Here is a 24,757-nt window from a genome sequence, read left to right on the forward strand (position 1 = left end):
CTCACGCCCGAACTAGGGAGACACGCCCTAGGCGTGCGCCGGCTCGTGCGGGTCGATCTCCGCCTCCACGCCCTCGTCGCCGAGGTCCGCGGTGTAGTCGTCCGGACGAGTCCGGTCGACGCCCTCGGGCACCTTGAGCGCCCGCAGCACCACGCTGAGGACCACGGTGACCAGCAGGTTGAGCAGGAATGCGGTGAACCCGATGTAGACCTTCGTGGTCTCCGCGCCCGGGAACAGCTCCAGCGGGCCACCGAAGTGGCTGTCCGGGTCGCCCGGCAGCGGCACGCCGTACGCCGTCCAGGTGCCGTAGGTCATCCCGACCGCCCACCCGGCGAACAGTGCCCACCGGTGGAACCAGCGGGTGTAGAGCCCGACCACGATCGCCGGCAGCGTCTGCAGGATCCACACGCCGCCGAGCAGCTGCAGGTTGATCGCGAACTGCTTGGGCAGCCCGAGCACGAACGCCAGTGCGCCGAACTTCACCAGCAGCGACATCAGCTTGCTCTGCCGCGCCTCCTGCTGCGGCGTCGCGTCCCGGTTGATGAAGGCCCGGTAGATGTTGCGGGTCCAGAGGTTCGCGGCCGCGATCGACATGATCGCCGCCGGCACCAGTGCGCCGATCGCGATCGCCGCGAACGCGACGCCCGCGAACCACGGCGGGAACTCCTGCTCGAACAGCTGCGGCACCGACTGCTGGGCGTTCTCGACCTTGATGCCGGCCGCGATCGCGACGAAGCCGAGCAGCGCGAGCAGCCCGAGCAGGAAGGAGTAGGCCGGCAGCAGCGCCGCGTTGCGCCGGATCACCTGGCGGCTGCGGGTGGAGAGCACCCCGGTGACCGAGTGCGGGTACATGAACAGCGCCAGTGCCGAGCCGAGCGCGAGCGAGGCGTAGGCCCAGTGCGCGGCGGCCGGCGGGATCATCGCCTTAGGGGCCGCGTCACCGGCCGCTATCGCGTCGGCGTTCTCCTTGTTGAAGGCGTTGAAGCTGTCGTTCGCGGTGGTGAAGATGCTGTCCCAGCCGCCCAGCTTCGAGGGCAGGTAGAGGACCGCCACGATGATCACGACGTAGATCAGGATGTCCTTCACGAACGCGATCAGTGCCGGCGCGCGCAGGCCCGAGGAGTACGTGTACGCCGCGAGCACGGCGAACGCCACGAACAGGGGCAGGTGCTGCACGAACCACGACGCGTCCTCGCCGGCCTGCAGCCCCATCACCTGGAGCACGACCTCGATGCCGACCAGCTGCAGTGCGATGTAGGGCATCGTCGCCAGCAGCCCGGTCAGCGCGACCGCCAGCGCCAGCGGCCGGCTGTCGTAGCGGCCCTCGACGAAGTCGGCCGGGGTGACGTACCCGTGCCGGTGCGAGACCGACCAGAGCCGCGGCAGGAACAGGAAGATGATCGGGTAGACCACGATCGTGTACGGCACCGCGAAGAAGCCGACCGCGCTGCCGGCGTACAGCGTCGCGGGCACCGCGATGAAGGTGTACGCCGTGTAGAGGTCGCCGCCGATCAGGAACCAGGCGATGAACGTGCCGAAGCCGCGGCCGCCGAGCCCCCACTCGTCGAGGTTGTCGAGCGCCTTGGCGCGCCGCCACCGGGCCGCGGCGAAGCCCATGATCGTGACCAGCAGGAAGAAGAAGACGAAGACGCCGACTGCCACACCGTTCATGACGCGCGCCCCCTCTCCTCGGCCCGCCGGGCGCGGTCAGCGGCCTTGGCGAGGTAGTAGGCCAGCACCGTCACGGCCGAGACCAGGATGATCAGCAGGAACTGGAACCAGAAGAAGAACGGGAACCCCATCAGCGTGGGATCCGCCTTGTCGTAGAGCGGCACGTAGAGGGGCACGAGGACCGCGGGTGCGAGCAGCACCACGATGACGGTCCAGATGCCCCGGGACGATCCGCCGCGTCGAGACGCGCGGTCGGTGTCCGACATCTTCACCTCCGAGATCGGGAAATCGGGCCGTCGTTCCGTACCCCGGAGTGGCCCCGGTCACACGTGCCGATGTTCGGCGCGGTGTCCGGCGCGGTGTCCGGCGCGATGTTTGGTGACCGGGCGGGAGGGCACCATGCGCGCGGGAGCCCCTCCAGCGGGGAGTGGCGTCGGGTCGGAGGTCGCCATGACGCAGGACGTCGGCAACGGAAGCAACCAACCGCCCCAGCGTCCGATGTGGGAAGTCCAACCGGGTCCCGTGACGGGTCCGTTCTCACCGCCGCCCGGCGAGGGCCGGCCGGGCGCCCGCGCAGACGGCCAGCCGCACCCCGGCCCGCAGCAGGGCTACCCGGACCAGCACCCGTCGCCGTACCCGCAGCATGCGGACCCTCAGCACCAGTCCCAGCACCAGCCGCAACACCAGCACCAGCCGCCGGCCGGGCAGCACGCGGCCCCGACGACGTACGCCGAGCCGCCGGCGCCCGAGCGCCCGATGACCGCCCAGGACTTCCTCCAGCACCGGCACCGCACCATCGACATCGGGCCGGCCACCTGGGGCTGGCGCGGGTGGCTGCGGCGGCTGACGCTCGGGCTGGTCGCGCCGAAGATGGGGCGGGCCGAGCGGGAGTACCGCGAGGCCCGGGCCACCGTGCAGCGCTCGTTCTCAGGCCCCCGCACGATCGTGTTCGCCAACCCCAAGGGCGGTGCGGCGAAGACCACCAGCGTGCTCGCCGCCGGTTACACGTTCGGCACCATCCGTGGCGGCGGCGTGGTCGCCTGGGACAACAACGAGACCCGCGGCACGCTCGGCATCCGCGGCGAGCGGGCCAACCACCAGAACACCACCCGCGAGCTGCTCGACGACCTGCAGCGGTTCCAGGACGTCTACGAGTCCCGGATCGGCGACCTCGGCGCGTTCGTGCGGGCCCAGGGCGACGCCCACTTCGACGTGCTCGCCTCGGACGAGCGGGCCGACGTCACCGGGCAGATCAAGGCCTCCGACTTCGGGGCCGTGCACCGGCTGCTCGAGCGCTTCTACCACCTGATCCTGGTCGACACCGGCAACAACCTGCGCGCGGAGAACTGGCTTGCCGCCGCCCAGACCGCCGACCTGATCGTCGTCACCTGCACGGTCCGTGAGGACACCGGCTACTCCGGGCTGTGGATGCTCGACGCCCTGGAGGACGCCGGCCACTACGACCTCAAGAGCAAGGCGATCACGGTGCTCGCCGACCCGTCCTCGACCGTGGACACCCAGCTCGCCAAGGACCTGGTCGAGGTCTACGAGCAGCGCACCCGGGCCGTGTTCCGCATCCCCTACGACCCGGCCCTGGTCGCCGGCTCGGTGATCCAGTACAGCCAGCTCTCCGACAGCACCCGCGCTGCCTGGCTCCGCGCCTGTGCCGCGATGGCCGCGGCCCTCTGAGCCCCCGCCCTTCTATCGGACACCTCTGCTGTAACGCGGTGTTCATGTCGCTTCGCACGTGTTCGAACGCGCACCAACTGACATGAACACCGCGTTACAGCTGAACGTGCGTGCGGATCAGGGGGCGAGGGAGCGGGAGCCGCCGGAGCCGTAGCGGCGGGTGGGGTTGGCGCCGATCGCGTCGCGGGAGGCGGCGTGCGGGGGTCGCTTCGCCCCGGTGGAGGCCCGGCCGCCGGTCCGGGACGGGGGTACGCCGGCGTCGCTGGCCCAGCGGTCGACCCACTCGTCGAGGATCCGCCACGTGGTGCCGCGGGCGCGGCGGCCGGTGAGCATGCCGAGGTGGCCGCCGGGGACCTCCTCGAAGCGGACCTCGCGGGACCCGGACAGCAGGGGTACGCCGGCACGGACGCACGGGATCGGCGCGATCCCGTCGGTCAGGCCGCCGAAGACCAGCACCGGCACCTCGATCGCCGACAGCTCGATTCGGCGTCCGTCGAGCTCGAACCATCCCTCGCGGAGCTCGTTGCCCTTCACGAACCGGTGGTAGAGCTGCCCGAACGTGCGGCCGGGGTAGGCGATCATGTCCCCGGTGAACGCGTCGACCGCCTCGAGCTGGGCGAGGAAGTCCGCGTCGTCGAGGTTCTGCAGCTTCACCAGCGGCTTGGTCACCAGCTTCTGCGCCGACGAGAGCTGGAACGCCCAGCGCACCATCGGCTTCGGGGCGCCGCCCACTGCCTGGTAGAGCCGGGTGATCGGGCCGTGGCCCTTCTTCAGCCCGCGCACCGGGCGGTCGGTGATCGCGAGCAGCGGCCGCAGGGGCGCGATCATCGGCACCTTCGACACGTCGAACGGCGACCCGACGACGGTCAGCGACGCGATCGGCAGGTCGGCCTGGTCGGCGGCGGCGAGCACCGCGAAGATGCCGCCCAGGCTCCAGCCCACCACGTGCACCGGACGGCCGCCGGCGTGCGCGCTGGTCCGTCGTACGGCGTCGGGCACGACCTCGTCGATCCAGTGCTCCATCCCGAGGTTGCGGTCCTTGAACGACACCTCGCCGTACTCCACGAGGTACGTCGGGCGGCCCTCGGTCACCAGGTGCTCGACCAGCGAGCAGCCCCGCCGCAGGTCGAAGCAGGACGACGGCGCGGCGAGCGGGGTGACCAGCAGCACCGGGTCGCCCTCGTCCTTCACCCGGCCGGCAGGCCGGTAGTGGTAGAGCGCGCTCAGGTTGCCCTCGGCGATGAGGGTCCGCGGCATCTTGCGGAGGTCGGCCAGCCCACCGTAGGCCAGCTTGTGCGCGACGTTGCCCGCCGCGGCGACGACCTGATCGGGCTTCGGGATCAGATCCATGCGCGAAAAATACCCGATCGCCGGTGCGAGGATGACGCCTGATGGACCGCACCTTCCTCGACCTCCTGTACGCCGACGCGCCGCGCGAGGCCTACGACGACCTGCTCGCCCAGCTCGGCGCCGACGCGGCCGACCAGCACGCCCTCGCGCTGCAGGTCCGCGAGCGGCTGGCCCGGCACCGCGGCCGCGAGGCCGAGATGTCGGCGCTCTACGACACCGCCAACGACCTGACCGCGATCCGCGACCTCGACACCATCCTGGCCGCGATCGTCCGGCGGGCCCGGCAGCTGCTGCATGCCGACATGACCTACCTGTCGCTCAACGACGAGGCGGACGGCGCGTCGTACATGAAGGTCACCGACGGTGCGCTGACGCCGGAGTTCCGCCGGCTGCGGCTGCCGCTCGGCACCGGACTGCTCGGCCTGGTGGCGCAGTCCGGCGAGCCGTACTTCACCGAGGACTACCAGGCCGACTCCCGCTTCGTGCACAGGGACTTCATCGACAGCGCGGTCGCCGGCGAGAAGATCCGGGCGATCCTCGGCGTCCCGCTGGTGGTCGAGGGCCGGGTCATCGGCGCGCTGCTGGCGGTGCACCGGACGGTCCGGCCGTTCCCGCCGGGCGAGGTCACGCTGCTCACCAGCTTCGCCGCGCACGCCGCGGTCGCGCTCGAGAACGCGCGGCTCTTCGACCAGGCCCGTGAGGCCGTCGTGTCCGCCGACCTGGCCAACGAGCTGCTGCGCGCGCGCAGCGAGTCGGTCGAGCGGGCGGCCCAGTCGCACGACCGGCTCACGGACGTGCTCCTGGACGGCGGCGGCGCCACCGGCATCGCGGACGTGCTGGCCGAGGTCCTCGGCGGCCGGGTCAGCGTGTACGACGAGGGGTTGCGGCCCCTGGCCGGAGCCGGTGACCAGCCGGCCGGGCTCGCGACGGCGATCGAGCAGGCCCGGCGCACCGGCCGCAGCGTCGAGGTCACGCCCGGCACGTACGTCGCGGTGGCCGCGGCCGGCGACGAGCCCCTCGGCACCCTGGTGGTCCGCGGCGCCCCGCTCGAGCAGGCCGAGCGGCGGACCCTCGAGCGCGGCGCGATCGTGACCGCGCTGGTGCTGCTGTTCGCGCGCACGGAGGCCGAGGCCGAGGAGCGGGTCCGGGGGGAGCTGCTCACCGACCTGGTCGCGGCCCGGGACGCCGACCTCGACCGGCTCCGCGAGCGGGCCCGCCGGCAGGGCGCCGCCCTGGACCGCCCCTCGGTCGTCGCCGTGGCCCACCTGGACGGGCTGGACCTGCACCGGGCGGCGCGCACCGCCGGGCAGCTGGCGGGGGAGCGGCACGGCCTGGCCGCGGTCCACGACGGGCACGTGGTGGTGCTCGCACCCGGCGAGGACGCCCGCGAGCTCGGCGAGGTGCTCCGGGCCCGCACGTCCGACGCGCTGACCACGGTGGGGGTCGCCGGCCCGGCGTCCGGCCCGGGCGCAGTCGCGGCGACGTACCGCGAGGCCCGGCGCTGCGTCGACACGCTGCGCACCCTCGGCCGCAGTGGCGAGGTGAGCGACCCGGCGGGGCTGGGGGTGACCCGGCTGCTGCTCGGCACCAGCGGGCCCGACGACCTGGCCGACTTCGTGGACCGCGTGCTCGGTCCGCTGCTGCGCTGGGACGCCGAGCGTGGCGGGTCCCTGGTCGCGACGCTGGAGGCGTGGTTCGCCGCCGGCGGCTCGCTGCGCGGGACCGGCGAGGTGCTGCACGTGCATGCCAACACCGTCGGCCAGCGACTGGAGCGGGTGGGACGGCTGCTGGGCGAGGACTGGCGGCAGCCGAATCGGGCACTTGACCTCCAGATGGCGCTCCGGGTGCACCGGATGCGCGGACAGGAGCGCTCATGAGCCCCACCGATGCCCTGGTCGTCCGGCAGTCGAAGGGATGGGTGGTGCGCCTGGTGCTGGTCATCGACCGCATCCCGCTGCAGACCCAGACCGTGACGGACGCGGAGCCGATGGACGCGGCCGCGCGCCGGTGACAGTGGCTGCAACCCATACTTTCGCCTGAATGATGTGCTCGGCACACATGGCGTGCGCCACGCGGGGTCCCCTACGTTCACGGACCATGTCCTCGTCCAGCACGCGCGCCCTCGCCGGCCGTACCGCCCTCGTGACCGGCGGCGCCAGCGGCATCGGACGTGCCGTCGCCACCCGGCTCGCCGCCGACGGTGCCCACGTCGTCGTCCTCGACCGCGACGAGACCGCGGCCAAGGAGGTCGCCCACGAGGTCGGCGGCGACCACCTCGTCGCCGACCTCGCCGACCGCGCCGGCATCGAGGCGCTCGGCCTCGGCACCACGGTCCGCGCGGACATCCTCGTCAACAACGCCGGCTTCCAGCACGTCGCTCCCGTCGAGGAGTTCGACCCCGACACGTTCGAGGCGATCCACCGGGTGATGCTGCAGGCGCCGTTCCTGCTGGCTCGCGCCCTCCTCCCCGGCATGTACGCCGCGGGGTGGGGCCGGATCGTCCACGTCAGCTCCGCCCACGGGCACCGCGCCTCGGCGTACAAGTCGGCCTACGTGAGCGCCAAGCACGGCCTCGAGGGGCTCTCCAAGGTGCTCGCGCTCGAGGGCGCCGACAAGGGCGTCACCAGCAACACCGTCTGCCCCGGCTACGTGCGCACTCCGCTCGTGGAGGGCCAGATCGCGGACCAGGCGGCCACCCACGGCATCGCCGAGTCCGACGTGCTCCAGGACGTGCTGCTCGCCCGCACGGCCGTGAAGCGCCTCGTGGAGCCCGAGGAGGTGGCCGCGCTGGTGGCCTTCCTCTGCGGCCCCGGCACCGACTCGATCACGGGAACCTCCCACCTGATGGATGGCGGCTGGACCGCCGCGTGAAAGGAAAGGCACACATGTCTGCCCACACCGAAACCACCCGGGCGGTCGACCAGGACCCCGGGCAGCGCTCGATCGTCAGGATCGTCGCGGCCAGCCTGGTCGGCACCGCCGTCGAGTGGTACGACTTCTTCCTCTTCGGGTCGGCGGCCGCGCTGGTCTTCGGCGAGGTCTTCTTCGGCCAGATCGGCGGCACCGAGGGCACGCTCTACGCGTTCATGACCTACGCCCTCGGCTTCGTGGCCCGCCCGCTCGGCGGCGTCGTGTTCGGCCACTTCGGCGACCGGGTCGGCCGCAAGACGATGCTCGTCGTCTCGCTGCTGATGATGGGGATCGGGACGTTCGCGATCGGCCTCCTGCCGACGTACGCCTCGATCGGCGTCCTGGCCCCGATCCTGCTCGTGTTCTGCCGCCTCGTGCAGGGCTTCGCGGTCGGCGGCGAGTGGGGCGGCGCGGTCCTCATGGCCGCCGAGCACGGCCGCGACGACCAGCGCGGCTTCTGGTCCTCGTGGCCGCAGGCCGGCGTGGCGCTCGGCAACCTGCTCGCCACCGGTGTGCTGTGGGTGCTGGCGGCCGTCCAGAGCGAGGAGGCCTTCCTCGCCTGGGGCTGGCGGGTGCCGTTCCTGCTGTCCGCCGTGCTGGTCGTGCTCGGCCTCTGGGTGCGCCTCTCGATCGAGGAGTCGCCGGTCTTCCAGGAGGCCAAGGCCGACCTCGAGGCCAAGCAGGACCAGGGCGGCCACCTCCCGATCATGGAGGTCATCCGGAAGTACCCCCGCGAGGTCCTCGTCGCGATGGGCATGCGCATGGCCGAGAACATCTCGTACTACATCTTCACCGTCGTCGTGATCACCTACGCCGCGGAGTACGTCGCCATCGACAAGGCGATCGTGCTGCGGGCGCTGCTCATCGGTGCCGCCATCCAGTTCTTCGTGGTCCCGGCCATCGGTGCCCTGTCGGACCGGGTCGGGCGCAGGCCGCTCTACCTCGTCGGAGCGGTCGGCGTGGGCGTCTGGACGTTCGTGTTCTTCAACCTCGTCGACACGAAGTCGAGCAGCAGCATCCTGCTCGCGGTCGTGGTCGGCCTGGTGCTGCACTCCTTCATGTACGCCCCGCAGGCGGCGTTCTTCTCGGAGCTGTTCGGCACCACGGTCCGCTACACCGGTGCGTCGGTCGGCTACCAGCTCGCGTCGATCTTCGCCGGCGCGCTGGCGCCGATCATCGCCCTCAAGCTCCTCGGTGACGTCGACGACGGCAACACCACCGCGGTCGGCATCTACGTCGCCATCGCGTCGGTGATCACCGTGGTCGCGGTGCTGTGCGCCAAGGAGACCAGCCGGACCTCGCTGCGGCACGACCGGGTGGTGCCCGACGCGCACGTCTGAGAAGGCGAAGCACTAGAGCCAGCTGTGCAGCCGGACCTGCGTCCCCTCCCGGCCGGAGCGGACCTGGACCAGGCTGCACAGCTGGTTCGCCATCCAGATCCCGCGGCCCGAGACCGACCCGAAGTCCGGCATGGTGCGGCCGACCAGCGGGTCGTCGATCACGCCGGTGTCGCGGACCTCGACCACCAGCGCGTCCGGGTCCTGCCAGGTGAGCAGGACGCCGTGGCCGCCGCCGTGCTGGACGCTGTTCATCGCCAGCTCGTGGGTCGCCAGGACCAGGTCGTCGCCGGCGTCGTCGCCCACCCGCGCGGCCGCCGCCACGCGCCGGACGACGCCGCGCAGGGTGGCCAGGTCGGTGGCCTCGAACTCGATGCGCACGGCGTCCGCCGGCGGCACGGGCAGCCCCTCGGCGAACGTCCGGTGGGCGTGCCGGTGGCCGGCGTACGGCGAGGTCGCGGGCTCGGCGTCCGGGTCGTACACCACCGGGTGCGAGCGCCGGGCCTCGGCGAGCACGTCGTCGGGCAGCGAGCGGGCGTCGTACGGGCAGAGCAGGCGCCAGCCGGGGCCGTCGTCGAAGGCGACGTTCAGCAGCGCTTCGTGCAGCTGCGCCTCGGCGACCTCGGGCGGCCGGCGGCCCTGCCAGAGCGGCTCGCCGACGCCCCGGATGCCGCGTTCGCCGCGGCCGTGGAGCAGGGAGTGCCAGGCCGGGATGATCCGGGCCGGGTTGGCGCCGAGCTCGGCCATGTCGAGGAACTCCACGCCGGAGTCCCCGCCCAGCGCGCCGTCGACCTCGGCGGTCGCGTCGGGAAGGAGGGCGACCACGACCCGCTCGTCGCGCTCGAGGCCCTCGACGATGAACGGCAGCACGGCGCGAGCGTGCTCGTCGGGGCCGTCGTAGAACACGACCTCGTGCGTGAACGTCCTCCGGGTACCGGCATCTCCCACGCTGCCGCCCACACCGATCTCCCTACCCAGATCCAGTGCAGCCCCCCGACTGCCTCAACCACGATGCGCCTCAGCGGGCCGTTTTGCGAGGGTCTGGTGAGAAATCGACGGATTCCGTCGTCAATTGGGGTGGGCGACTTCCGAATCCGGGCGTGTACCGGCAGGGCCGGTCAGCGGGGGCGCGCCGGGCGGACCGTCTTGCCGTGGTCGTGCGGCACCGAGGCGAGCGCGTCGAGGAACCGGATCGCCCACTGCGAGACGTCGTTCTCCCGAACTTGCTTGCGCATGGCACGCATGCGCCGGGTGACCTCCTTGGGTTCCGCCCGGGCGGCGTCGAGGATGGTCGCCTTCATCCCGTTGATGTCGTACGGGTTGACCTGCCAGGCCTGGCGCAGCTCCTCCGCGGCGCCCGCGAACTCCGAGAGCACCAGGGCGCCGTCGTTCTCGTAGCGGCACGCGACGTACTCCTTGGCGACGAGGTTCATGCCGTCGCGGTACGGCGTGACCACCATCATGTCGGCGGCCCGGTAGAGCGCGGCCATCTCGTGCCGCGGGTAGGACGAGTGCATGTAGGAGATCGCCGGGCGCCCGATCTTGCCGAGGTCGCCGTTGATCCGGCCGACCAGGCGGTCGATGTCGTCGCGAAGCGCGCGGTACTGGTCGACCCGCTCGCGCGAGGGCGTGGCCACCTGGATGAAGACGGTGTCCTCGACGTCGAAGTGGCCGTCGCGCACCAGCTCGCTGTAGGCGCGGATCCGGGGCGTGATGCCCTTGGTGTAGTCGAGCCGGTCGATGCCGAGCAGCACGGTCTCGGGGTCGCCGAGGGCCTCGCGGATCTGCTTGGCCCGCTGGCTCACCGACTCCGACCTGGCCAGCTCCTCGAACTCCGTGAAGTCGATCGAGATCGGGAACGCCGCGGCCCGCACGGTGCGGCCGTCGGGCAGGTAGATGGTGTCGCGGTGCGTCTTGTGCCCGACCCGCTGGCGGACCAGCCGCACGAAGTTCGCGGCGCCCCCGGCGAGCTGGAAGCCGACGATGTCCGCGCCGAGCAGGCCCTCGAGGATCTGGCGCCGCCACGGCAGCTGCTGGAACAGCTCGGCCGGCGGGAACGGGATGTGCAGGAAGAACCCGATGCGCAGGTCGGGACGCAGCTCGCGCAGCATCGCCGGCACGAGCTGCATCTGGTAGTCCTGCACCCACACGGTCGCGCCCTTCGCGGCGACCTGGGCCGCCTTGGCCGCGAACCGCTCGTTGACGGTGACGTAGGAGTCCCACCACTCGCGGTGGAAGGCCGGCTTCGCGACGACGTCGTGGTACAGCGGCCACAGCGTGCCGTTGGAGAAGCCTTCGTAGTGCTCCTCGATCTCGGCGGGGCTGAGCGTCATCGGGATCAGCGACAGCCCCTCGTCGACGAACGGCTCCATCTCCTCGTCGGTGCTGCCCGGCCAGCCGATCCAGGCACCGTCGTTGCTGCGCATGACCGGCTCCAGTGCAGTGACCAGCCCGCCCGGCGACTTGCGCCAGCCGGGGGTGCCGTCGGCCTCGGTGACGCGGTCGACGGGCAGCCGGTTGGCCACGATCACGAGGTCAGCGGTGCCGTTGCCGTTCACGGTCGCCACCCTATATGCCGGGGACGAAGGCGTCCGCGGCATCCCGGGCGCGGGGCAGCATCGTCCGGCGTCAGCCGGGCGTGGTCGTGCGGCGCGGCAGCGGCAGCAGGTCGGACAGCGCGTCGAGGACCTCGGCCGCGGTGTCCTGCCGGTCCTCCCCGCGGGCGGGCCTCAGCGCCCAGGTCTCGAGCCGGGTGTAGCCCTTGACCGAGACCCCGCGGACCCGGCGCAGCCGGAACTCGTCCTCGTGCTGCCGCAGCGCGTCGGCGAGGGGACGGTCGACCAGCACCCGCCCGGGCCGGGCCAGGGAGGTCAGCCGGGAGGCGATGTTGACCGGCTCGCCGAACACGTCGCCGAGCCGTCGCAGCACCCCGCCGTACGCCGCCCCGACGCGGACCTGCGGGAAGTCCTCGTCGGCGCGGTGCCCGTCGGCGAGCACCAGCGCCACCCGGGCCGCCTCGACCGGGTCGTCGCAGGCGTAGAGGATCTCGTCGCCGATGGTCTTGATGACCCGCCCGCCGTGGTCGGCGACCACGGCGGTCGCGGTCGCCTCGAACGTCTCCACCATCTGCGCCAGCTCGTCGGTGGACAGGCCCCGGCTGCGGCGGGTGAACCCGACGATGTCGGCGAACCCGATCGCCATCGGCACCGCGTCACCGTCACCGCTGGTGGCCAGCAGCCGCCCGACCGCGGAGGCGAGGTGCCGGCGCCAGATGTAGTTCTGCAGGCGCTCGACTGCCGGCAGCGCCCCCTCGAGCAGTGTCTCCACCGCGGCGTCGTCCAGGTCGCCGCCGTCGGAGAGCAGCGCGGCAGCTACCTCGGTGATCTCCCACTCGGCGAGCCGGGCGAAGCTGCGGCCCATGCTGCGGGTGAGGGCGTACTCCGTGCCGGGGTCCACCAGCCCGGCGTCCATCAGCCCGGCCAGGGTCCGCAGCGCCTCGACGTCGTCGTCGGTGAACAGCACCTCGTCGTCGTCGGCCGGCGCCGGGAACCCGAGCGAGAGCCAGAGCGCGTGCGCGCGCTCGCGGTCCACGCCGGTCCGCTCGAGCACGTCCGGGCGGGTCAGGTGCGGCCGCCGGCCGAGGACGGTCTCCTCGATGGACTCGAACGTCGCGGGAGAGAGCCGCAGCTCCGGCTCGTCGGCATCGTCCATCGGCAGGTCAGGAGCCGGCGGGCTGCGGCAGCCGCTCCCGGGTGGTCTGCTCGAGCGCCTCGCGGAACGCCGGCACCTCGTCGAGCAGCTGCCGGACGGAGTCGCTGGTGAAGTGCAGCACGTCCATCTCGGTCAGCGACACCACGGTGGCGTTGCGCAGCTTGCGGGAGACGATCGCGGACTCGCCCACGGTGTCGCCCGGGCCGAGCCGGGCGATCTCGGTGCCCGCGCGGCGTACGGACACCTCGCCGCGCAGGATGATGTAGGCCTTGTCCGCCGGGGTCTTCTCCCAGATGAGCGACCAGTCGGCGGGCAGGTGGACCTGGGTGCCGCGGCTGGCGATGAGCGCGACCTCCGCGTCGGACAGGCCGGAGAAGCGGTCGAGCGCGGTCAGGCGCCCGGTGTCGGGTGACTGGGTCACGTGGGTATCCTCTCGTCGGGCTCCTCCCCACCGGGGATCCTCGCGCCCGGCCCCGGTGCTGTCCAGTGAACGTGAGCGAGCGAACGTCGGGACTCGCCGCGGTTCGAATGACACTCTTGTGATTCGTTGCGTAGGATGGCCGCATTGCCATCAGCGTTTGTGGAGGGGTCGGAATGGACGCGGCAGAGTCGGGTCAGCTCAACCAGCACGAGTCGCCAGACGGTCCCGTGCTGTCCGTCCGCGACACCGAGATCCTCGCGTTCGAGCGCCAGTGGTGGAAGTACGCCGGGGCCAAGGAGCAGGCGGTCCGCGAGAAGTTCGACATGTCCGCCACCCGCTACTACCAGGTCCTCAACGCGCTGATCGACAAGCCCGAGGCGCTGGCCGCCGACCCGCTGCTGGTGCGTCGCCTGCGCCGTCTCCGCGCCGCCCGCCAGCGGCAGCGCTCCGCCCGCCGCCTCGGCTTCGAGGTCTGAGCGTGCGTGCCCGCCGGGTGCGTGACGAGCGAGGGGTGGCGCTGCCCTCGCCGCTGGTGATGCTGAGCATCGTCGCGGTCGCAGCGGCGGGGTTCGCGTTCGTGGCCACCAACGGCTCCGGCGAGGAGGGCACCCTCCAGACCGTCTCCCGGCCCCAGCCGACCCCGACCGAGACCGCCCCGGCGCCGGTCGTGCGCAAGCCGAAGCCCAAGCCGAAGCCCCCGGCCGTCGACCGCGGCAAGGTCTACGTCGAGGTCTACAACAACTCCGGCATCAAGGGTCTGGCCGGAACCACGGCCGGCCGCGCCACCGGCGCCGGCTGGCAGGTCGTCGGCTCCGACAACTGGTACGGCACCATCCCCTCGTCGACCGTCTACTACCCGGCCAAGCTCGAGCGGGCCGCGAAGCTGCTCGGCAAGGACCTCGGGGTCGCCCGGCTCAAGCCCGCGATCGACCCGATGCGGCTCGACCGGCTGACCGTGATCCTCACCGCCGACTACGCGGGTTGAGCCCTGACGCCGCCCGGAGGCGTTCACCGGCCGGTCCCGACCGGCGTACTCCGCGGACACCGGGGCGTGATTGGGTGACCCCATGGAGTTCACCTCGGAGCAGGGCGAGCAGCAGTACGCCGAGGTGGTGCGCTCCGCGGACTCGCTGGTCGTCGGGCTGGACTTCGACGGCACCCTGTCCCCTATCGTCGAGGACCCCGAGCACGCCCACATCCACGACGACGCCCCCGGGATCCTGGTCGACCTGGCCGGCCACGTGCGGGCGATCGCGGTGGTCACCGGCCGTCCGGCCCGCCAGGTGCTGGCGCTCGGCGGGCTCGACGAGGTCGGGGACGCGCTGGGCGAGGGCGGCCGCGAGCTGTTCGTGTTCGGCCAGTACGGCAACGAACGCTGGTCCTCCCACAACCGCCGGGTGATCTCGCCCCGCCCGCCGCACGGCCTGGCGTCGTTCCTGCGTGAGCTGCCGCGGGTGCTGCGGCGGGAAGACGCGGGCGACGCGTACGTCGAGGAGAAGGGGCTCGCGGTCGCCGTGCACACGCGTCGCATGGCGGATCCCGGGGCCGCCTTCCGGCGACTGCTGCCGGCGCTCACCGAGCTGGCCCGGCGCCACGAGCTGGTCGTCGAGCCCGGCCGCAACGTGATCGAGGTCCGGTCGCCCGGCATGCACAAGGGTGCCGCTGTCGACACCCTGGTCGAGGAGCAGGAGGCCGGCGCGTTCGTCTTCATCGGTGACGACCTCGGCGACGTCGACGCCTTCCAGGCCGTGCTGGCGCACCGCAAGGACGGCATGCCCACGCTGCTGGTCTGCTCGGGCTCGGACGAGGAGAGCGCCCTGGTCGACCTCGCCGACGCCGTCGTCGACGGCCCCGACGGCGTGCTCGGCTTCCTGCGCACCCTCATGGCCGACATCGACGCCGCCCGCTCCTGACCACTCCTGCCCCACGATTCCCCGGGCGCCCGGGGAATCAGTGCCCGGTCAGGCATTGCCTTCCCTGACCAGGCACTGATCTCCCTGACCGGTGGGGCTCGTGGGGCTCGCTGGCTCAGGCCGTCGACCGCGGCGAGGCGCCCGGCTCCGGGCCGAGGACGCCGAACGCCAGTCGGACCACGGCCGCGCGGTCCACCCGGGCCGGGGTGAGCAGGTGGAACGGCGAGTCGGCCTCGAGGGTGCCGGAGGCGGGCCGGAACGACAGACCCACCCGGCCCAGCAGGTGGACCGACGCGCGGTTCGACCCCGCGACCACGGCCTGCAGCCGGCGGATGCCCGAGGCGGAGGCGACCGTGGTGACCGCGTCGAGGAGCGCCGTACCCAGTCCCCGGCCGTGGTGCTCGTCGACGACCTCGAAGGCGATCTCGGCGGTGCCGGCGCCGACCCGGACGTAGCGCGCGATGCCCGCGGGCCGTCCCTCCACGCTCGCCAGCCAGGCGACGTGGTCCCGGCCGTCGACGGCGGTCAGGGCGCGGAGCATGACCGGCAGGATCCGGGGGACCGGGGTGAGGTACCGCTCCGCCCGGGACTCCGGGGACATCCCCGCGAAGACGGCCTCCAGCGGCTCGGCCTCGCCGGGCCCCAGCGGACGGAGGGTGGCCGTACCGCCGGCGATCCGGGTCGTGGTCCCCTCGGTCGGGACGGTGAGCGGCGGGCAGGGCAGGTGCGTGGTCATCGGCAGCTCCGCTCAGGTGGTCGCCGCGACGGCCGCGGCGAGGACGAGGTACGTCGCGGCGCCGGCGGTGACCGCGACCAGGGTCGAGCGGCCCCGGAAGGCGAGCAGCAGCCCGCACCCGGCCGAGAGCGCTGCCACGACCGGGTCGCCGGGGATCGCGGGGTCCTCGTGGAGGACCACCGCCCGGACGACGAGGGCGCTGAGCAGCGCCAGTCCGGCGACCTCCGCGACCTCGGCCAGGGCGTCCGGCAGCCGCCGGGCGCCGACCAGCGGCACGATGCGGAGCAGGAGGCTGCCCGCGCCGACGACGGCGATCGCGACCGCGACGTTCATGACCGACGCCCCAGGGTCGCGGCGACGGTGCCGACGACTGCGCACACCGGCAGGGCCGCGCCGGCCGGCATCTCGGCCGTGGCCAGCGCGGTCACGGCGGCAGCCGCCGCGGCCAGGGCGACGGGCCCCGTGCGCAGGCGGCCCACCACCACCGCTCCCAGGGTGAGCGCCGGCAGCAGCCCGGTCACCGGGGCGGCCGCGAGCCGGTCCCCGGCCAGCATCCCGGCCGTGACCATGGCCGGCCAGCCGACGAACAGGGTGGCCGCGGCGCCGAGGTAGAAGACGCGGTCCCCGGGACGACGCTGGGCGAGCGCCCACGGCGCGTCGGTCAGCATCACCGCCGCGGCCACCCGGAGCCCGAGCGGCGCCGAGCGCCACTGTGGCGCCATCGCTGCGGCGTACGCCCCCAGGCGGGCGTTGACCAGCAGCCCGATCGCCGCGGCCGGCAGCCAGCCGGCCCCGCCGGCGAGCACGTCGAGCACGGCGAGGTGGGCGGCGCCGCCGTAGATCGTGGAGGTCCCGAACCAGGCCGCGAGCGGGTGCCCGCTGCGCGCCACGGCGGTCCCCACCACCAGCGCGAACGGGGCATAGGCGAGCAGCATCGGCGCCAGCGCCACCGCCCCGTCGAGGGCGGCACCCCGGGTCCGGGTCCGGATGTCCATCAGGGTCCTCCGTCTTCGGCAGCCACGACGTGTGACTGCGTGCGGGTCCGAGCGTCGGGGGCGGGCCTTCCCTCCGCCTTCCCCGCAGCGCGGCGCCGGGGAAGGGGCGAGGCGGGCGAGGGACGCGGTACGGTTCCGGCACAGTGCGCCCTGGGAGGGGACATGCGCGTCGGCATCCGCCTGCTCGGCGGCTTCGAGGTCACGGTCGACGGCCGCGCCGTCCCGTCCGCCGGCTGGCAGCGGCGGCCGGCCGCCGCGCTGGTGAAGCTGCTCGCGCTGCAGGCGCACGGGCGCCTCCACCGTGAGCAGGTGATGGACGCCCTGTGGCCGGACCTCCTCGTCGACGAGGCGGCACCCCGCCTCCACAAGGCCGCGCACTTCGCCCGGTCGGCGCTGGGGGACCGGGGTGGGATCGTGGTCGACCAGGGGTTCCTGGCGCTGTTCCCCGGCGCCGAGCTCGACGTCGACGTCACGGCGTTCGAGCGGGCGGCGGCCGCGGCCCGCCGCGACGGTGACCGGGAGTCGGCGCGCCTGGCCGTGGCGGCGTACGGCGGCAGCCTGCTGCCGGAGGACCTCTACGAGCCGTGGACCGAGGAGCGCCGGGAGAGCCTGCGTCGCCAGTGGCTCGACCTCCTCCCGGTGGCCGGGCACCTGGAGGAGCTCGTGGCCGCCGACCCGCTGGACGAGGCGGCGCACCTCGCGCTGGTGCGCGACCACGTCGAGGCCGGGCGCCGGCAGCCGGCGCTGTCCGCGCTCGACCGGCTGACGCAGGTCTTCGCGGTCGAGCTCGGCACCGCGCCAGGACCCGAGGCGGCGGAGCTCCGGCGCCGGGCCGAGGGCCTGCCGACACCGGGTCGGGGCATCGGCGAGGTCCGGAGGCCCACGTTGCCACCGCCGCGGACCCGGCTGATCGGCCGCGCTGCCGACCTGGCGATGGTCACGGGCCTGCTCGGTCGGCACCGGGTGGTGACGCTCACGGGCCCGGGCGGGGCGGGCAAGTCGACGCTGGCCCTGGCGGCGGCCCGGCTCGTGGAGGCGGGGAGCGGGGACGACGTACCGGACGTCGTGCTGGTGGAGCTGGCCCCGGTCCGGGACGCAGACGGCCTGACCCGAGCCGTGGCCGAGGCGGCCGGCGTCCAGGGCGCGGGAGCGGTCCACGTGCAGTCGCTCGCCGCCACCCTCGGTCGCCGTGAGGTGCTGCTCCTGCTGGACAACTGCGAGCATCTGCTGGACGCCAGTGCCCGGCTGGTCGACGCCGTGCTCGACGCCGGCAGCGGCGCCCGGGTGCTGGTGACCAGCCGCGAGCCGTTGCGGGTGGACGGCGAGGTCGAGCACCGGCTGGGCTCGCTGGGTGCCGGGTCCGCCGAGCTGTTCGTCGAGCGAGCGACCGCGGCTGCCGGTGAGGGCGCGGCCGATGCCAGCGACCCGCGCGTCGTGGAGCTCTGCGCCCGGCTGGACGGGCTGCCGCTGGCCATCGAGCTGGCCGCCGCCCAGCTCCGGCACGTCGGCCTGCCCGAGCTCGTCGACCGGCTCGACGACCGGCTGACGCTCCTCGTCGGCGGGCGTCCCCGCGCGGGTGAACGGCACTCCGCCCTCACCGCGACCATCGACTGGTCCTACCGGCTGCTGGACGACGGCAGCCGTGACGTCTTCGACCGGCTGGGAGTCCTCCCGGCCGGCTTCGACCTCGAGACCGTGCACGCGCTCGTGCCGGGGCGCGCTCCCTCCGAGGTGACCAACCTGCTCGGGGACCTCGTCGCCAAGAGCCTGGTCGTGCACGAGCCGGCTCGCGGGCGCTACCGGTTGCTCGAGACCATCCGGCTCTTCGCCTCGCAGCGCCTCGACGAGTCCGGGCGGCGGGCCGAGACCCTGGAGCTGCTGCGCTGCCACCTCGTGGCCCGCGCGACCGCCGAGCCCCGCGTCCAGGCCTGGCTCTCCAGCTCGCTGGCGGCCCGGAGCCGCGACGACATCGACAGCGTCCGGCTGGCGCTGGAGGCCAGCCTGGCCGCCGGTGACCTCACCGCGGCGGTCGACCTCGCCCTCGGGCTGAGCACGCTGTGGCGGAACGCGGTCTCGTACGCCGACGGCCGCTACTGGGTCGACGCCCTGGCCGCACGCGACCTCCGGCCCCGTGACCGGCTGTGGACGCTGCTCCTGGACGCCGACGTCCACCTCGGCTCGGGGGACGCGCGGATGATGCGACGAGCCACCGGTGCCGCGGTCGCGCTCGCCGCGGAGGTCGACGACGACGGCGCGGCGGTGATCGCTGCCATCTACGAGGCGATGGTGCACCTGGCGGTGCCGGAACGGGCCGCCGTACGGCTCTCCGCCGCGGCACTGCGGGCCCGCGAGGCCGGCGAGCCCGGTCTCGAGCGCCTGGCCCGGGGCTTCCGCATGGTCGCGCAGCGGATGCGTGGCGAGACCGAGGGCCTGCGCGAGGAGGGGACGGCGCTGACCGACGGTGCGCCGGACCGCGACTACGCGCGGTACCTCTGCCACTGGGCGGCCAGCCTGATCGCCCTCCTCGACCGCGACGCGGACTGGCTCGTGCACCTCATGGACCAGCAGCGCGACGACCTGTCCGCGACGGCCCTGCACGAGAACTGGCTGACGCTCTACTGGGGAGCGCTCTCGCTCATCGCCGCCGGCGAGGACTACCACGCCCAGCTGCGGCGGGCCCGGGCGCGCGCCGAGGCCGAGGGCCGTGCGGCCGACGTCGACTGCGTGCTGGCGCTCGCGTACGCCGCCGCCTGCGCCGACGAGTGGGACCGCGCCGCCGAGCTCCTCGGCGTGACCGAGGGCGCGCTGATGCACGACACGGCGGGCTTCATCCACCAGACGCTGGTCCGCGACCACCTGGTGCGCCCCCGCCTGGACGAGGAGCGCTTCCGCGAGCTCGTACGCCGGGGGCACGGGCAGGACCCCGCTGCGATCCTCCGCGACGCCGGCCTCTGACCCCAGCCCGGATAGTCCCAAACATTCGAGGGTCCCGGGCGGCGTGTCGGCCCCCCGAATGTTTGGGACTATCGCGCGATAGCCAGCATGTGGACGTGGTGTGCACATCGTGAGACGCGGAACCTAGGCTGGTGACTGCTCATCCAGAGGGACTGAGGGACCGGCCCTGCGACGTCCCGGCAACCGCCGCGCCCATCCCGCCGACCACGGCGGCGGACGCGGAAACGGTGCCAATTCCGGCCCGGCGCGAGAGACGCGTTCCGGGGAAGATGAGGAGGAGGAACCCATGAGCACCGCCGTCGCCGAGACGTCCACCACGACCGGGCTGCGGGAGGGCGCCTTCGGCAACGCCCGCGCCCTGGCCTGCCGCGAGTGCAGCCACCAGGTCGCGCTGGGCCCCCACTACGCCTGTCCGGAGTGCTTCGGACCGCTCGAGGTCGCCTACGACTTCCCGGCCGTCACCCGCGAGGAGATCGCGGCCGGCCCCCGCAACATCTGGCGCTACAAGGCGCTGCTGCCGGTGCCCACGGACATCGAGCAGAGCCCCAACACCGAGCCCGGCTTCACCCGCCTGCTCAAGGCCGACAACCTCGGCCGAACGCTCGGCATCGACAACCTCTGGGTCAAGGACGACTCCACCAACCCGACGAACAGCTTCAAGGACCGGGTGGTGGCCTGTGCCCTGAGCGCCGCCCGCGAGCTCGGCGCCACCGTCTTCGCCTGTCCCAGCACCGGCAACCTGGCCAACGCCGTGGCGGCCGCCGGTGCCCGGGCCGGGATCAAGACCGTGGTCTTCATCCCCAGCAACCTCGAGCAGCCCAAGCAGGTCAACTCCGCGGTCTACACGGAGAACCTGGTCGCCGTCGACGGCAACTACGACGACGTCAACCGCCTGGCCTCGGAGATCGCCGGCGAGGAGGAGGGCTGGGCGTTCGTCAACGTCAACGTCCGCCCGTTCTACGCCGAGGGCTCCAAGACCCTGGGCTTCGAGATCGCCGAGCAGCTCGGCTGGCGGCTGCCCGACCAGATCGTGATCCCGGTCGCGTCCGGCTCCCAGCTGACCAAGGTCGACAAGGCGTTCCAGGAGCTGATCGAGCTCGGGCTGGTCGAGGACAAGCCCTACAAGGTGTACGGCGCCCAGGCGACCGGCTGCTCGCCGGTCTCGGTCGCCTTCAAGGACGGCGTCGACGCGATCCGCCCGGTCCGCCCGGACACGATCGCCAAGAGCCTGGCCATCGGCAACCCCGCCGACGGCATCTACGTGCTCGACATCTGCCGCCGCACCGGCGGTGCCGTCGAGGACATCACCGACGACGAGGTCCGTGAGGGCATCCTGCTGCTGGCGCGCACCGAGGGCATCTTCACCGAGACCGCCGGCGGCACCACGGTCGGCGTGCTGAAGAAGCTCGTGGAGACCGGCCAGCTCGACCCGGCGCTGGAGACCGTGGTCATCAACACCGGGATGGGCCTGAAGACACTCGACGCCGTGTCGGGCAGGGTGGGTCCTGCGGCGACCATCGCGCCGTCGTACGACGCCTTCGCCGCGACCGGCATCTGAGCGACGCCGGCAACCGAGAACCACAAGACGAGGAGAGCCATGAGCGTGTCCGTCCGTATCCCGACCATCCTGCGCACCTACACCGGGGGTGAGTCGGAGGTGTCGGCGTCCGGCGAGACCCTGGCCGCGGTGCTCGACGACCTCGACACCAACTACAACGGGATCAAGGGACGGATCCTCGACGAGGCCGGCGAGCTGCGCCGTTTCGTCAACGTGTACGTCGGCAACGACGACGTCCGCTTCCTCGACAACCTGTCCACGCCGACCCCGGACGGCGCCCAGATCTCGGTGATCCCGGCGGTCGCGGGAGGCTGACCCGGGGTTCCCCCACCCCCGGGCCGCATGAACCGCGCCGTTGTTGGCAACGGGACCGGCATGACCTCTCCGTCGTACCGACCGGACCAGGCCCCGACGGGGGAGGAACCTCTCGGGGCGCTCGTGCACCAGCTCAGCGAGCAGGTGCCCGAGCTGATTCGCAGCGAGCTGCGCCTCGCCCAGGCCGAGCTGGCCGAGAAGGGCAAGCAGGCGGGCGTCGGCATCGGGATGTTCAGCGTCGCCGGGCTACTCGGGTTCTTCGGGCTGGCGCTGCTGCTCACCACCGCGGTGCTGGCGCTGGCGCTCGCGCTGCCGGCCTGGCTGGCCGCCCTGGTCGTCGCGCTCGTGGTGCTCGCCGCGGCCGCGGTCGCCGCGCTGACCGGGAAGAGCAAGGTGTCCGCGGCCACGCCGCCGGCACCGGAGCGGGCCATCGAGGGCCTCAAGGAGGACGTCGCCACCGTGAAGGGACAGCACCCGTGACCAACACCGCGAACGGCAACCCCAACGGCAGCGGCCCGAGCACCCCGGCCGAGATCGAGGCCGACATCGTCCGGCAGCGCGAAGAGCTGGCCGACACCGTCTCGGCGCTGCAGGCCAAGCTCGACGTGAAGGCGCACGCCCGCGCCCGGGCGGCCTCGTTGCGGCAGCGCGTCACCACCGACAGCGGTCGACCCCGCCCGGTCGTCGTGGCCGGGGCGGTCGGCGCCGCCGCGCTGGCCGGCCTGATTGTCTGGCGCCGCCTGGTCTGAACCACCGCTCCGCCGCCCCACGCTCGTCGCGGGGGAGATGCGACACGAAAGTGGGAGCGTTCCCACTCATATCTTGACACCTAGGGTGACCGCCGTCACAGTAGCGCGTGGGAACGCTCCCACTCTCTTCGAGAACAGGTGACGGACATGATGCAGAACAGGCGGATGCGTGCGGGTGCGGCCGTGGCCGCGCTCGTGACGATGGGCACCTTCCTGAGTGCCTGCGGCGGCGACGACGCGGCCGCCGACGACGTCACCCTCCGGGTGAACGTCTTCGGCAACTTCGGCTACGAGAAGCTCTACAAGCAGTTCGAGAAGGACCACCCGGGCGTCACCATCGTGGAGACCGCCGAGGGCGACCTCGGGCAGTACAACACCCAGCTCATCCAGAAGATCGCGGCCGGCAGCGGCGCCGGTGACGTGGTGGCGATCGAGGAGGGCCAGGTCGTCAACTTCCTCCAGAGTGCCGACAGGTTCGTGAACTTCCAGGACCACGGCTCCAACGAGAAGAAGGACCAGTGGCTCGACTGGAAGTACGCCCAGGCGACCACCGCGGACGGCGGCACCACGATCGGCCTCGGGACCGACGTCGGCGGGCTCGCGATGTGCTACCGCCGGGACCTGTTCGAGAAGGCGGGGCTGCCCACCGACCGCGAGGAGGTCGGCAAGCTCTGGCCCACGTGGGACGACTACATCGCGACCGGTGAGAAGTTCCAGGCAGGGATCGGCTCCGACGAGGTCCACTTCGTCGACTCGGCCACGAACACCTACAACTCGATCCTCATGCAGACCGCGGACCACACGTACTTCGACACCGACGACAACCTGGTGATCGAGACCAACCCGGCCGTCAAGGACGCCTGGGACACCTCGGTCGCGATGGTGGACGCAGGGCTGTCCGCGAAGCTCAAGTCGTTCTCCAACGAGTGGAACGCCGGCTTCAAGAACGGCACCTTCGCCACCATCGCCTGCCCGGCCTGGATGACCGGCTACATCAAGGAGCAGGCTGGCGACGGCAACGCCGGCAACTGGGACATCGCGCCGGTACCCGGTGGCGGCGGCAACTGGGGCGGCTCGTTCCTGGCGGTGCCCACCTCCAGCAGCCACCAGGACGTCGCCATCGAGCTGGCCCAGTTCCTGACCAGCGCGGACGGCCAGATGTCCGCGTTCGACCAGGTCGGCAACCTGCCCTCGAACCCGACCCTCTACTCGACGCCGGAGCTCGAGAACGCCACGAACGACTACTTCAACGACGCTCCCGTGGGCCAGCTGTTCGTCGCCGGAGCCAGCAACCTCCGCCCGGTCTACCTGGGCGCGAAGAACCAACCCGTGCGGGACGCGGTGGAGAACGCGCTGAGGAGTGTGGAGAACGGGCAGAAGTCCTCCGAGGAGGGCTGGCAGACGGCGGTCGACGATGCCGGATCTGCGGCGGGCTGAGCCGGTCCTGCCCGGGAGCTCCTCCGGCTCCCGGGCAGGGCTGGCCGTGCCGTCGGGCGAGACTGCCGTCATGGCCTCACCGCCCGACCCCCGACCTCGCCGCCGGCGCTCGGGCGCCGTGGTGTCCCGACAGGAGCGGATCGCCGGCCCCCTCTTCGTCTCGCCGTTCTTCCTGGTCTTCGCGGCCTTCGGGCTCTTCCCGGTGGTGTTCACGCTCTGGGTCTCGCTGCACGACTGGAGCCTGCTCGGCGACCGGACCTGGGTGGGGCTCGACAACTACCGGGCGCTGGTCGAGGACGACCACTTCTGGAACGCGCTGACCAACACGCTGGGCATCTTCGTGCTGGCGACCGTGCCGCAGCTGCTGATGGCACTCGGGTTGGCCGCCCTGCTCAACGAGAAGATCCGGGCCCGGACGTTCTGGCGGATGGGGGTGCTGCTCCCCAACATCACGTCGGTGGCCGCGGTCGGCATCATCTTCACCCTGCTGTTCGCCCGGGACTTCGGCCTCGTCAACTGGACGCTCGGCCACGTGGGTGTCGACCCGATCGGCTGGCAGGACCACCGCTGGTCGTCCTGGCTGGCCATCTCGATCATGGTCGACTGGCGCTGGACCGGCTACAACGCGCTGATCTTCCTGGCCGCCCTGCAGGCGGTACCGCGCGACATCTACGAGGCCGCGGAGATCGACGGCGCCAACGCGTGGCGGCAGTTCTGGAGCATCACGGTCCCGCTGCTGCGGCCCACCATCCTGTTCGTGGTCCTGGTCTCCACCATCGGCGGCATCCAGCTCTTCACCGAGCCGCTGCTGTTCAACTCGGGTGCCAACGCGATCACCGGCGGAACCACACGCCAGTTCCAGACCCTGACGATGTACCTCTACGAGAAGGCGTTCACCGGCCTCGAGTTCGGCTACGCCTCGACCATCGCCTGGGTCATGTTCCTCGTCATCGCGGTCGTCGGGCTCGTCAACGCGCTGCTGGTACGGCGCCTCAGGTCGGTGGACTGAC

Annotated in this window: 26 protein-coding genes and 1 riboswitch; of the genes, 15 read left to right on the top strand and 11 right to left on the bottom strand. The window is 72.5% G+C overall.

Features of this window, described 5'->3' with window-relative positions:
* Positions 1 to 27: 27 nt before the first annotated feature.
* From mctP to EKO23_RS18720, 3 genes are all read right to left on the bottom strand, one after another.
* A complete protein-coding gene (gene mctP, locus EKO23_RS18710; RefSeq protein ID WP_134719653.1) occupies positions 28 to 1,671 on the bottom strand; it encodes a monocarboxylate uptake permease MctP in 1,644 nt (547 codons plus the stop codon).
* Positions 1,668 to 1,937, bottom strand: a complete 270-nt coding sequence (locus EKO23_RS18715) for a DUF3311 domain-containing protein (RefSeq protein WP_134719654.1) — start codon at positions 1,935 to 1,937, stop codon at positions 1,668 to 1,670. Before EKO23_RS18715 ends, mctP begins: the two co-directional genes overlap by 4 nt.
* Before the next feature lie 271 nt (positions 1,938 to 2,208).
* A complete protein-coding gene (locus tag EKO23_RS18720) occupies positions 2,209 to 2,454 on the bottom strand; it encodes a hypothetical protein (RefSeq protein WP_134719655.1) in 246 nt (81 codons plus the stop codon).
* Here EKO23_RS18720 and EKO23_RS18725 point away from each other — a divergent pair.
* Entirely contained in the window at positions 2,428 to 3,360 is a 933-nt protein-coding gene (locus tag EKO23_RS18725) for a MinD/ParA family ATP-binding protein (RefSeq protein WP_175582717.1), read from the top strand. The genes EKO23_RS18720 and EKO23_RS18725 overlap by 27 nt on opposite strands.
* 117 nt (positions 3,361 to 3,477) lie before the next feature.
* Here the strand turns inward: EKO23_RS18725 and EKO23_RS18730 are convergent, their stop codons facing one another.
* A complete protein-coding gene (locus tag EKO23_RS18730; RefSeq protein ID WP_134719656.1) occupies positions 3,478 to 4,710 on the bottom strand; it encodes an alpha/beta fold hydrolase in 1,233 nt (410 codons plus the stop codon).
* 41 nt (positions 4,711 to 4,751) lie between these two features.
* Here EKO23_RS18730 and EKO23_RS18735 point away from each other — a divergent pair, with 41 nt between their 5' ends.
* From EKO23_RS18735 to EKO23_RS18745, 4 genes are all read left to right on the top strand, one after another.
* On the top strand, positions 4,752 to 6,587 hold the full coding sequence (locus EKO23_RS18735) for a helix-turn-helix domain-containing protein (protein ID WP_246051181.1): 1,836 nt from the start codon (positions 4,752 to 4,754) through the stop codon (positions 6,585 to 6,587).
* Positions 6,584 to 6,721: a hypothetical protein gene (locus EKO23_RS25410; RefSeq protein ID WP_167880551.1), complete on the top strand. Its 138-nt coding sequence runs from the start codon at positions 6,584 to 6,586 to the stop codon at positions 6,719 to 6,721. The genes EKO23_RS18735 and EKO23_RS25410 overlap by 4 nt, the downstream gene beginning before the upstream one ends.
* Positions 6,722 to 6,807: 86 nt before the next feature.
* A complete protein-coding gene (locus tag EKO23_RS18740; RefSeq protein ID WP_175582718.1) occupies positions 6,808 to 7,581 on the top strand; it encodes a 3-hydroxybutyrate dehydrogenase in 774 nt (257 codons plus the stop codon).
* 14 nt (positions 7,582 to 7,595) lie between these two features.
* Entirely contained in the window at positions 7,596 to 8,960 is a 1,365-nt protein-coding gene (locus EKO23_RS18745; RefSeq protein WP_134719659.1) for an MFS transporter, read from the top strand.
* Between the two features lie 12 nt (positions 8,961 to 8,972).
* Here EKO23_RS18745 and EKO23_RS18750 read toward each other — a convergent pair whose 3' ends face one another.
* From EKO23_RS18750 to EKO23_RS18765, 4 genes are all read right to left on the bottom strand, one after another.
* Positions 8,973 to 9,905: an anti-sigma factor RsbA family regulatory protein gene (locus tag EKO23_RS18750; protein WP_167880552.1), complete on the bottom strand. Its 933-nt coding sequence runs from the start codon at positions 9,903 to 9,905 to the stop codon at positions 8,973 to 8,975.
* Positions 9,906 to 10,075: 170 nt separating this feature from the next.
* Positions 10,076 to 11,515, bottom strand: a complete 1,440-nt coding sequence (locus tag EKO23_RS18755) for an alpha,alpha-trehalose-phosphate synthase (UDP-forming) (RefSeq protein ID WP_246051182.1) — start codon at positions 11,513 to 11,515, stop codon at positions 10,076 to 10,078.
* 70 nt (positions 11,516 to 11,585) lie between these two features.
* Positions 11,586 to 12,668 (bottom strand): adenylate/guanylate cyclase domain-containing protein, encoded by a 1,083-nt coding sequence (locus tag EKO23_RS18760; RefSeq protein WP_134719662.1) that lies wholly within the window; start codon positions 12,666 to 12,668, stop codon positions 11,586 to 11,588.
* 7 nt (positions 12,669 to 12,675) lie between these two features.
* On the bottom strand, positions 12,676 to 13,089 hold the full coding sequence (locus tag EKO23_RS18765) for a Crp/Fnr family transcriptional regulator (protein ID WP_246051183.1): 414 nt from the start codon (positions 13,087 to 13,089) through the stop codon (positions 12,676 to 12,678).
* A gap of 173 nt (positions 13,090 to 13,262) precedes the next feature.
* On the opposite strand from EKO23_RS18765, the gene napA reads away from it, so the two are divergent.
* The 3 genes from napA to otsB all read left to right on the top strand — a co-directional run bounded on the left by napA (position 13,263) and on the right by otsB (position 15,002).
* Positions 13,263 to 13,565, top strand: a complete 303-nt coding sequence (gene napA / locus EKO23_RS18770) for a nucleoid-associated protein NapA (protein WP_134719663.1) — start codon at positions 13,263 to 13,265, stop codon at positions 13,563 to 13,565.
* A gap of 35 nt (positions 13,566 to 13,600) precedes the next feature.
* Positions 13,601 to 14,074, top strand: a complete 474-nt coding sequence (locus tag EKO23_RS18775; RefSeq protein ID WP_246051184.1) for a LytR C-terminal domain-containing protein — start codon at positions 13,601 to 13,603, stop codon at positions 14,072 to 14,074.
* 82 nt (positions 14,075 to 14,156) lie between these two features.
* The gene (gene otsB, locus EKO23_RS18780; RefSeq protein ID WP_134719664.1) at positions 14,157 to 15,002 is read left to right on the top strand and encodes a trehalose-phosphatase; all 846 of its coding nucleotides are present in this window, start codon (positions 14,157 to 14,159) and stop codon (positions 15,000 to 15,002) included.
* A 115-nt stretch (positions 15,003 to 15,117) separates the two neighbouring features.
* Here the strand turns inward: otsB and EKO23_RS18785 are convergent, their stop codons facing one another.
* Genes EKO23_RS18785 through EKO23_RS18795 form a run of 3 tightly spaced genes read right to left on the bottom strand, consistent with a single transcriptional unit; the run spans position 15,118 to position 16,733 of the window.
* Entirely contained in the window at positions 15,118 to 15,738 is a 621-nt protein-coding gene (locus tag EKO23_RS18785; RefSeq protein WP_134719665.1) for a GNAT family N-acetyltransferase, read from the bottom strand.
* A gap of 12 nt (positions 15,739 to 15,750) precedes the next feature.
* On the bottom strand, positions 15,751 to 16,071 hold the full coding sequence (locus EKO23_RS18790; protein ID WP_134719666.1) for an AzlD domain-containing protein: 321 nt from the start codon (positions 16,069 to 16,071) through the stop codon (positions 15,751 to 15,753).
* Entirely contained in the window at positions 16,068 to 16,733 is a 666-nt protein-coding gene (locus EKO23_RS18795; protein ID WP_134719667.1) for an AzlC family ABC transporter permease, read from the bottom strand. The genes EKO23_RS18790 and EKO23_RS18795 overlap by 4 nt, the downstream gene beginning before the upstream one ends.
* Before the next feature lie 162 nt (positions 16,734 to 16,895).
* On the opposite strand from EKO23_RS18795, the gene EKO23_RS18800 reads away from it, so the two are divergent.
* The 7 genes from EKO23_RS18800 (at position 16,896) to EKO23_RS18830 (ending at position 24,756) form a co-directional block, all read left to right on the top strand.
* A complete protein-coding gene (locus EKO23_RS18800; RefSeq protein WP_134719668.1) occupies positions 16,896 to 19,688 on the top strand; it encodes an ATP-binding protein in 2,793 nt (930 codons plus the stop codon).
* 136 nt (positions 19,689 to 19,824) lie between these two features.
* A riboswitch (SAM riboswitch) is annotated at positions 19,825 to 19,964 on the top strand.
* A 10-nt stretch (positions 19,965 to 19,974) separates the two neighbouring features.
* Positions 19,975 to 21,246 carry a threonine synthase gene (thrC, locus tag EKO23_RS18805; RefSeq protein WP_134719669.1) on the top strand — a complete coding sequence of 424 codons (1,272 nt, stop codon included), beginning with the start codon at positions 19,975 to 19,977 and terminating at the stop codon, positions 21,244 to 21,246.
* 39 nt (positions 21,247 to 21,285) lie between these two features.
* The gene (locus tag EKO23_RS18810; protein WP_134719670.1) at positions 21,286 to 21,561 is read left to right on the top strand and encodes a MoaD/ThiS family protein; all 276 of its coding nucleotides are present in this window, start codon (positions 21,286 to 21,288) and stop codon (positions 21,559 to 21,561) included.
* 60 nt (positions 21,562 to 21,621) lie between these two features.
* On the top strand, positions 21,622 to 22,041 hold the full coding sequence (locus tag EKO23_RS18815) for a phage holin family protein (protein ID WP_134719671.1): 420 nt from the start codon (positions 21,622 to 21,624) through the stop codon (positions 22,039 to 22,041).
* Complete coding sequence (locus tag EKO23_RS18820) at positions 22,038 to 22,310, top strand: DUF3618 domain-containing protein (protein WP_134719672.1); 273 nt, start codon at positions 22,038 to 22,040, stop codon at positions 22,308 to 22,310. Before EKO23_RS18815 ends, EKO23_RS18820 begins: the two co-directional genes overlap by 4 nt.
* A 147-nt stretch (positions 22,311 to 22,457) precedes the next feature.
* Entirely contained in the window at positions 22,458 to 23,747 is a 1,290-nt protein-coding gene (locus EKO23_RS18825) for an ABC transporter substrate-binding protein (RefSeq protein WP_134719673.1), read from the top strand.
* A gap of 70 nt (positions 23,748 to 23,817) precedes the next feature.
* On the top strand, positions 23,818 to 24,756 hold the full coding sequence (locus EKO23_RS18830; RefSeq protein WP_217702696.1) for a carbohydrate ABC transporter permease: 939 nt from the start codon (positions 23,818 to 23,820) through the stop codon (positions 24,754 to 24,756).
* Position 24,757: the final 1 nt, after the last annotated feature.

Source organism: Nocardioides guangzhouensis (assembly GCF_004519545.1).
Classification (GTDB): Bacteria; Actinomycetota; Actinomycetes; order Propionibacteriales; family Nocardioidaceae; genus Nocardioides; species Nocardioides guangzhouensis.

What these genes read in the sequence shown, in the direction of transcription:
- mctP (WP_134719653.1), bottom strand. Translation starts at nt 1,671, where the DNA reads ATGAACGGTGTGGCAGTCGGCGTCTTCGTCTTCTTCTTCCTGCTGGTC.
- EKO23_RS18730 (WP_134719656.1), bottom strand. Translation starts at nt 4,710, where the DNA reads ATGGATCTGATCCCGAAGCCCGATCAGGTCGTCGCCGCGGCGGGCAAC.
- otsB (WP_134719664.1), top strand. Translation starts at nt 14,157, where the DNA reads ATGGAGTTCACCTCGGAGCAGGGCGAGCAGCAGTACGCCGAGGTGGTG.
- EKO23_RS18825 (WP_134719673.1), top strand. Translation starts at nt 22,458, where the DNA reads ATGATGCAGAACAGGCGGATGCGTGCGGGTGCGGCCGTGGCCGCGCTC.
- EKO23_RS18725 (WP_175582717.1), top strand. Translation starts at nt 2,428, where the DNA reads ATGACCGCCCAGGACTTCCTCCAGCACCGGCACCGCACCATCGACATC.
- EKO23_RS18785 (WP_134719665.1), bottom strand. Translation starts at nt 15,738, where the DNA reads ATGACCACGCACCTGCCCTGCCCGCCGCTCACCGTCCCGACCGAGGGG.
- EKO23_RS18760 (WP_134719662.1), bottom strand. Translation starts at nt 12,668, where the DNA reads ATGGACGATGCCGACGAGCCGGAGCTGCGGCTCTCTCCCGCGACGTTC.
- napA (WP_134719663.1), top strand. Translation starts at nt 13,263, where the DNA reads ATGGACGCGGCAGAGTCGGGTCAGCTCAACCAGCACGAGTCGCCAGAC.
- EKO23_RS18810 (WP_134719670.1), top strand. Translation starts at nt 21,286, where the DNA reads ATGAGCGTGTCCGTCCGTATCCCGACCATCCTGCGCACCTACACCGGG.
- EKO23_RS25410 (WP_167880551.1), top strand. Translation starts at nt 6,584, where the DNA reads ATGAGCCCCACCGATGCCCTGGTCGTCCGGCAGTCGAAGGGATGGGTG.
- EKO23_RS18745 (WP_134719659.1), top strand. Translation starts at nt 7,596, where the DNA reads ATGTCTGCCCACACCGAAACCACCCGGGCGGTCGACCAGGACCCCGGG.
- EKO23_RS18790 (WP_134719666.1), bottom strand. Translation starts at nt 16,071, where the DNA reads ATGAACGTCGCGGTCGCGATCGCCGTCGTCGGCGCGGGCAGCCTCCTG.
- EKO23_RS18815 (WP_134719671.1), top strand. Translation starts at nt 21,622, where the DNA reads ATGACCTCTCCGTCGTACCGACCGGACCAGGCCCCGACGGGGGAGGAA.
- EKO23_RS18740 (WP_175582718.1), top strand. Translation starts at nt 6,808, where the DNA reads ATGTCCTCGTCCAGCACGCGCGCCCTCGCCGGCCGTACCGCCCTCGTG.
- EKO23_RS18735 (WP_246051181.1), top strand. Translation starts at nt 4,752, where the DNA reads ATGGACCGCACCTTCCTCGACCTCCTGTACGCCGACGCGCCGCGCGAG.
- EKO23_RS18795 (WP_134719667.1), bottom strand. Translation starts at nt 16,733, where the DNA reads ATGGACATCCGGACCCGGACCCGGGGTGCCGCCCTCGACGGGGCGGTG.
- EKO23_RS18800 (WP_134719668.1), top strand. Translation starts at nt 16,896, where the DNA reads ATGCGCGTCGGCATCCGCCTGCTCGGCGGCTTCGAGGTCACGGTCGAC.
- EKO23_RS18830 (WP_217702696.1), top strand. Translation starts at nt 23,818, where the DNA reads ATGGCCTCACCGCCCGACCCCCGACCTCGCCGCCGGCGCTCGGGCGCC.
- thrC (WP_134719669.1), top strand. Translation starts at nt 19,975, where the DNA reads ATGAGCACCGCCGTCGCCGAGACGTCCACCACGACCGGGCTGCGGGAG.
- EKO23_RS18715 (WP_134719654.1), bottom strand. Translation starts at nt 1,937, where the DNA reads ATGTCGGACACCGACCGCGCGTCTCGACGCGGCGGATCGTCCCGGGGC.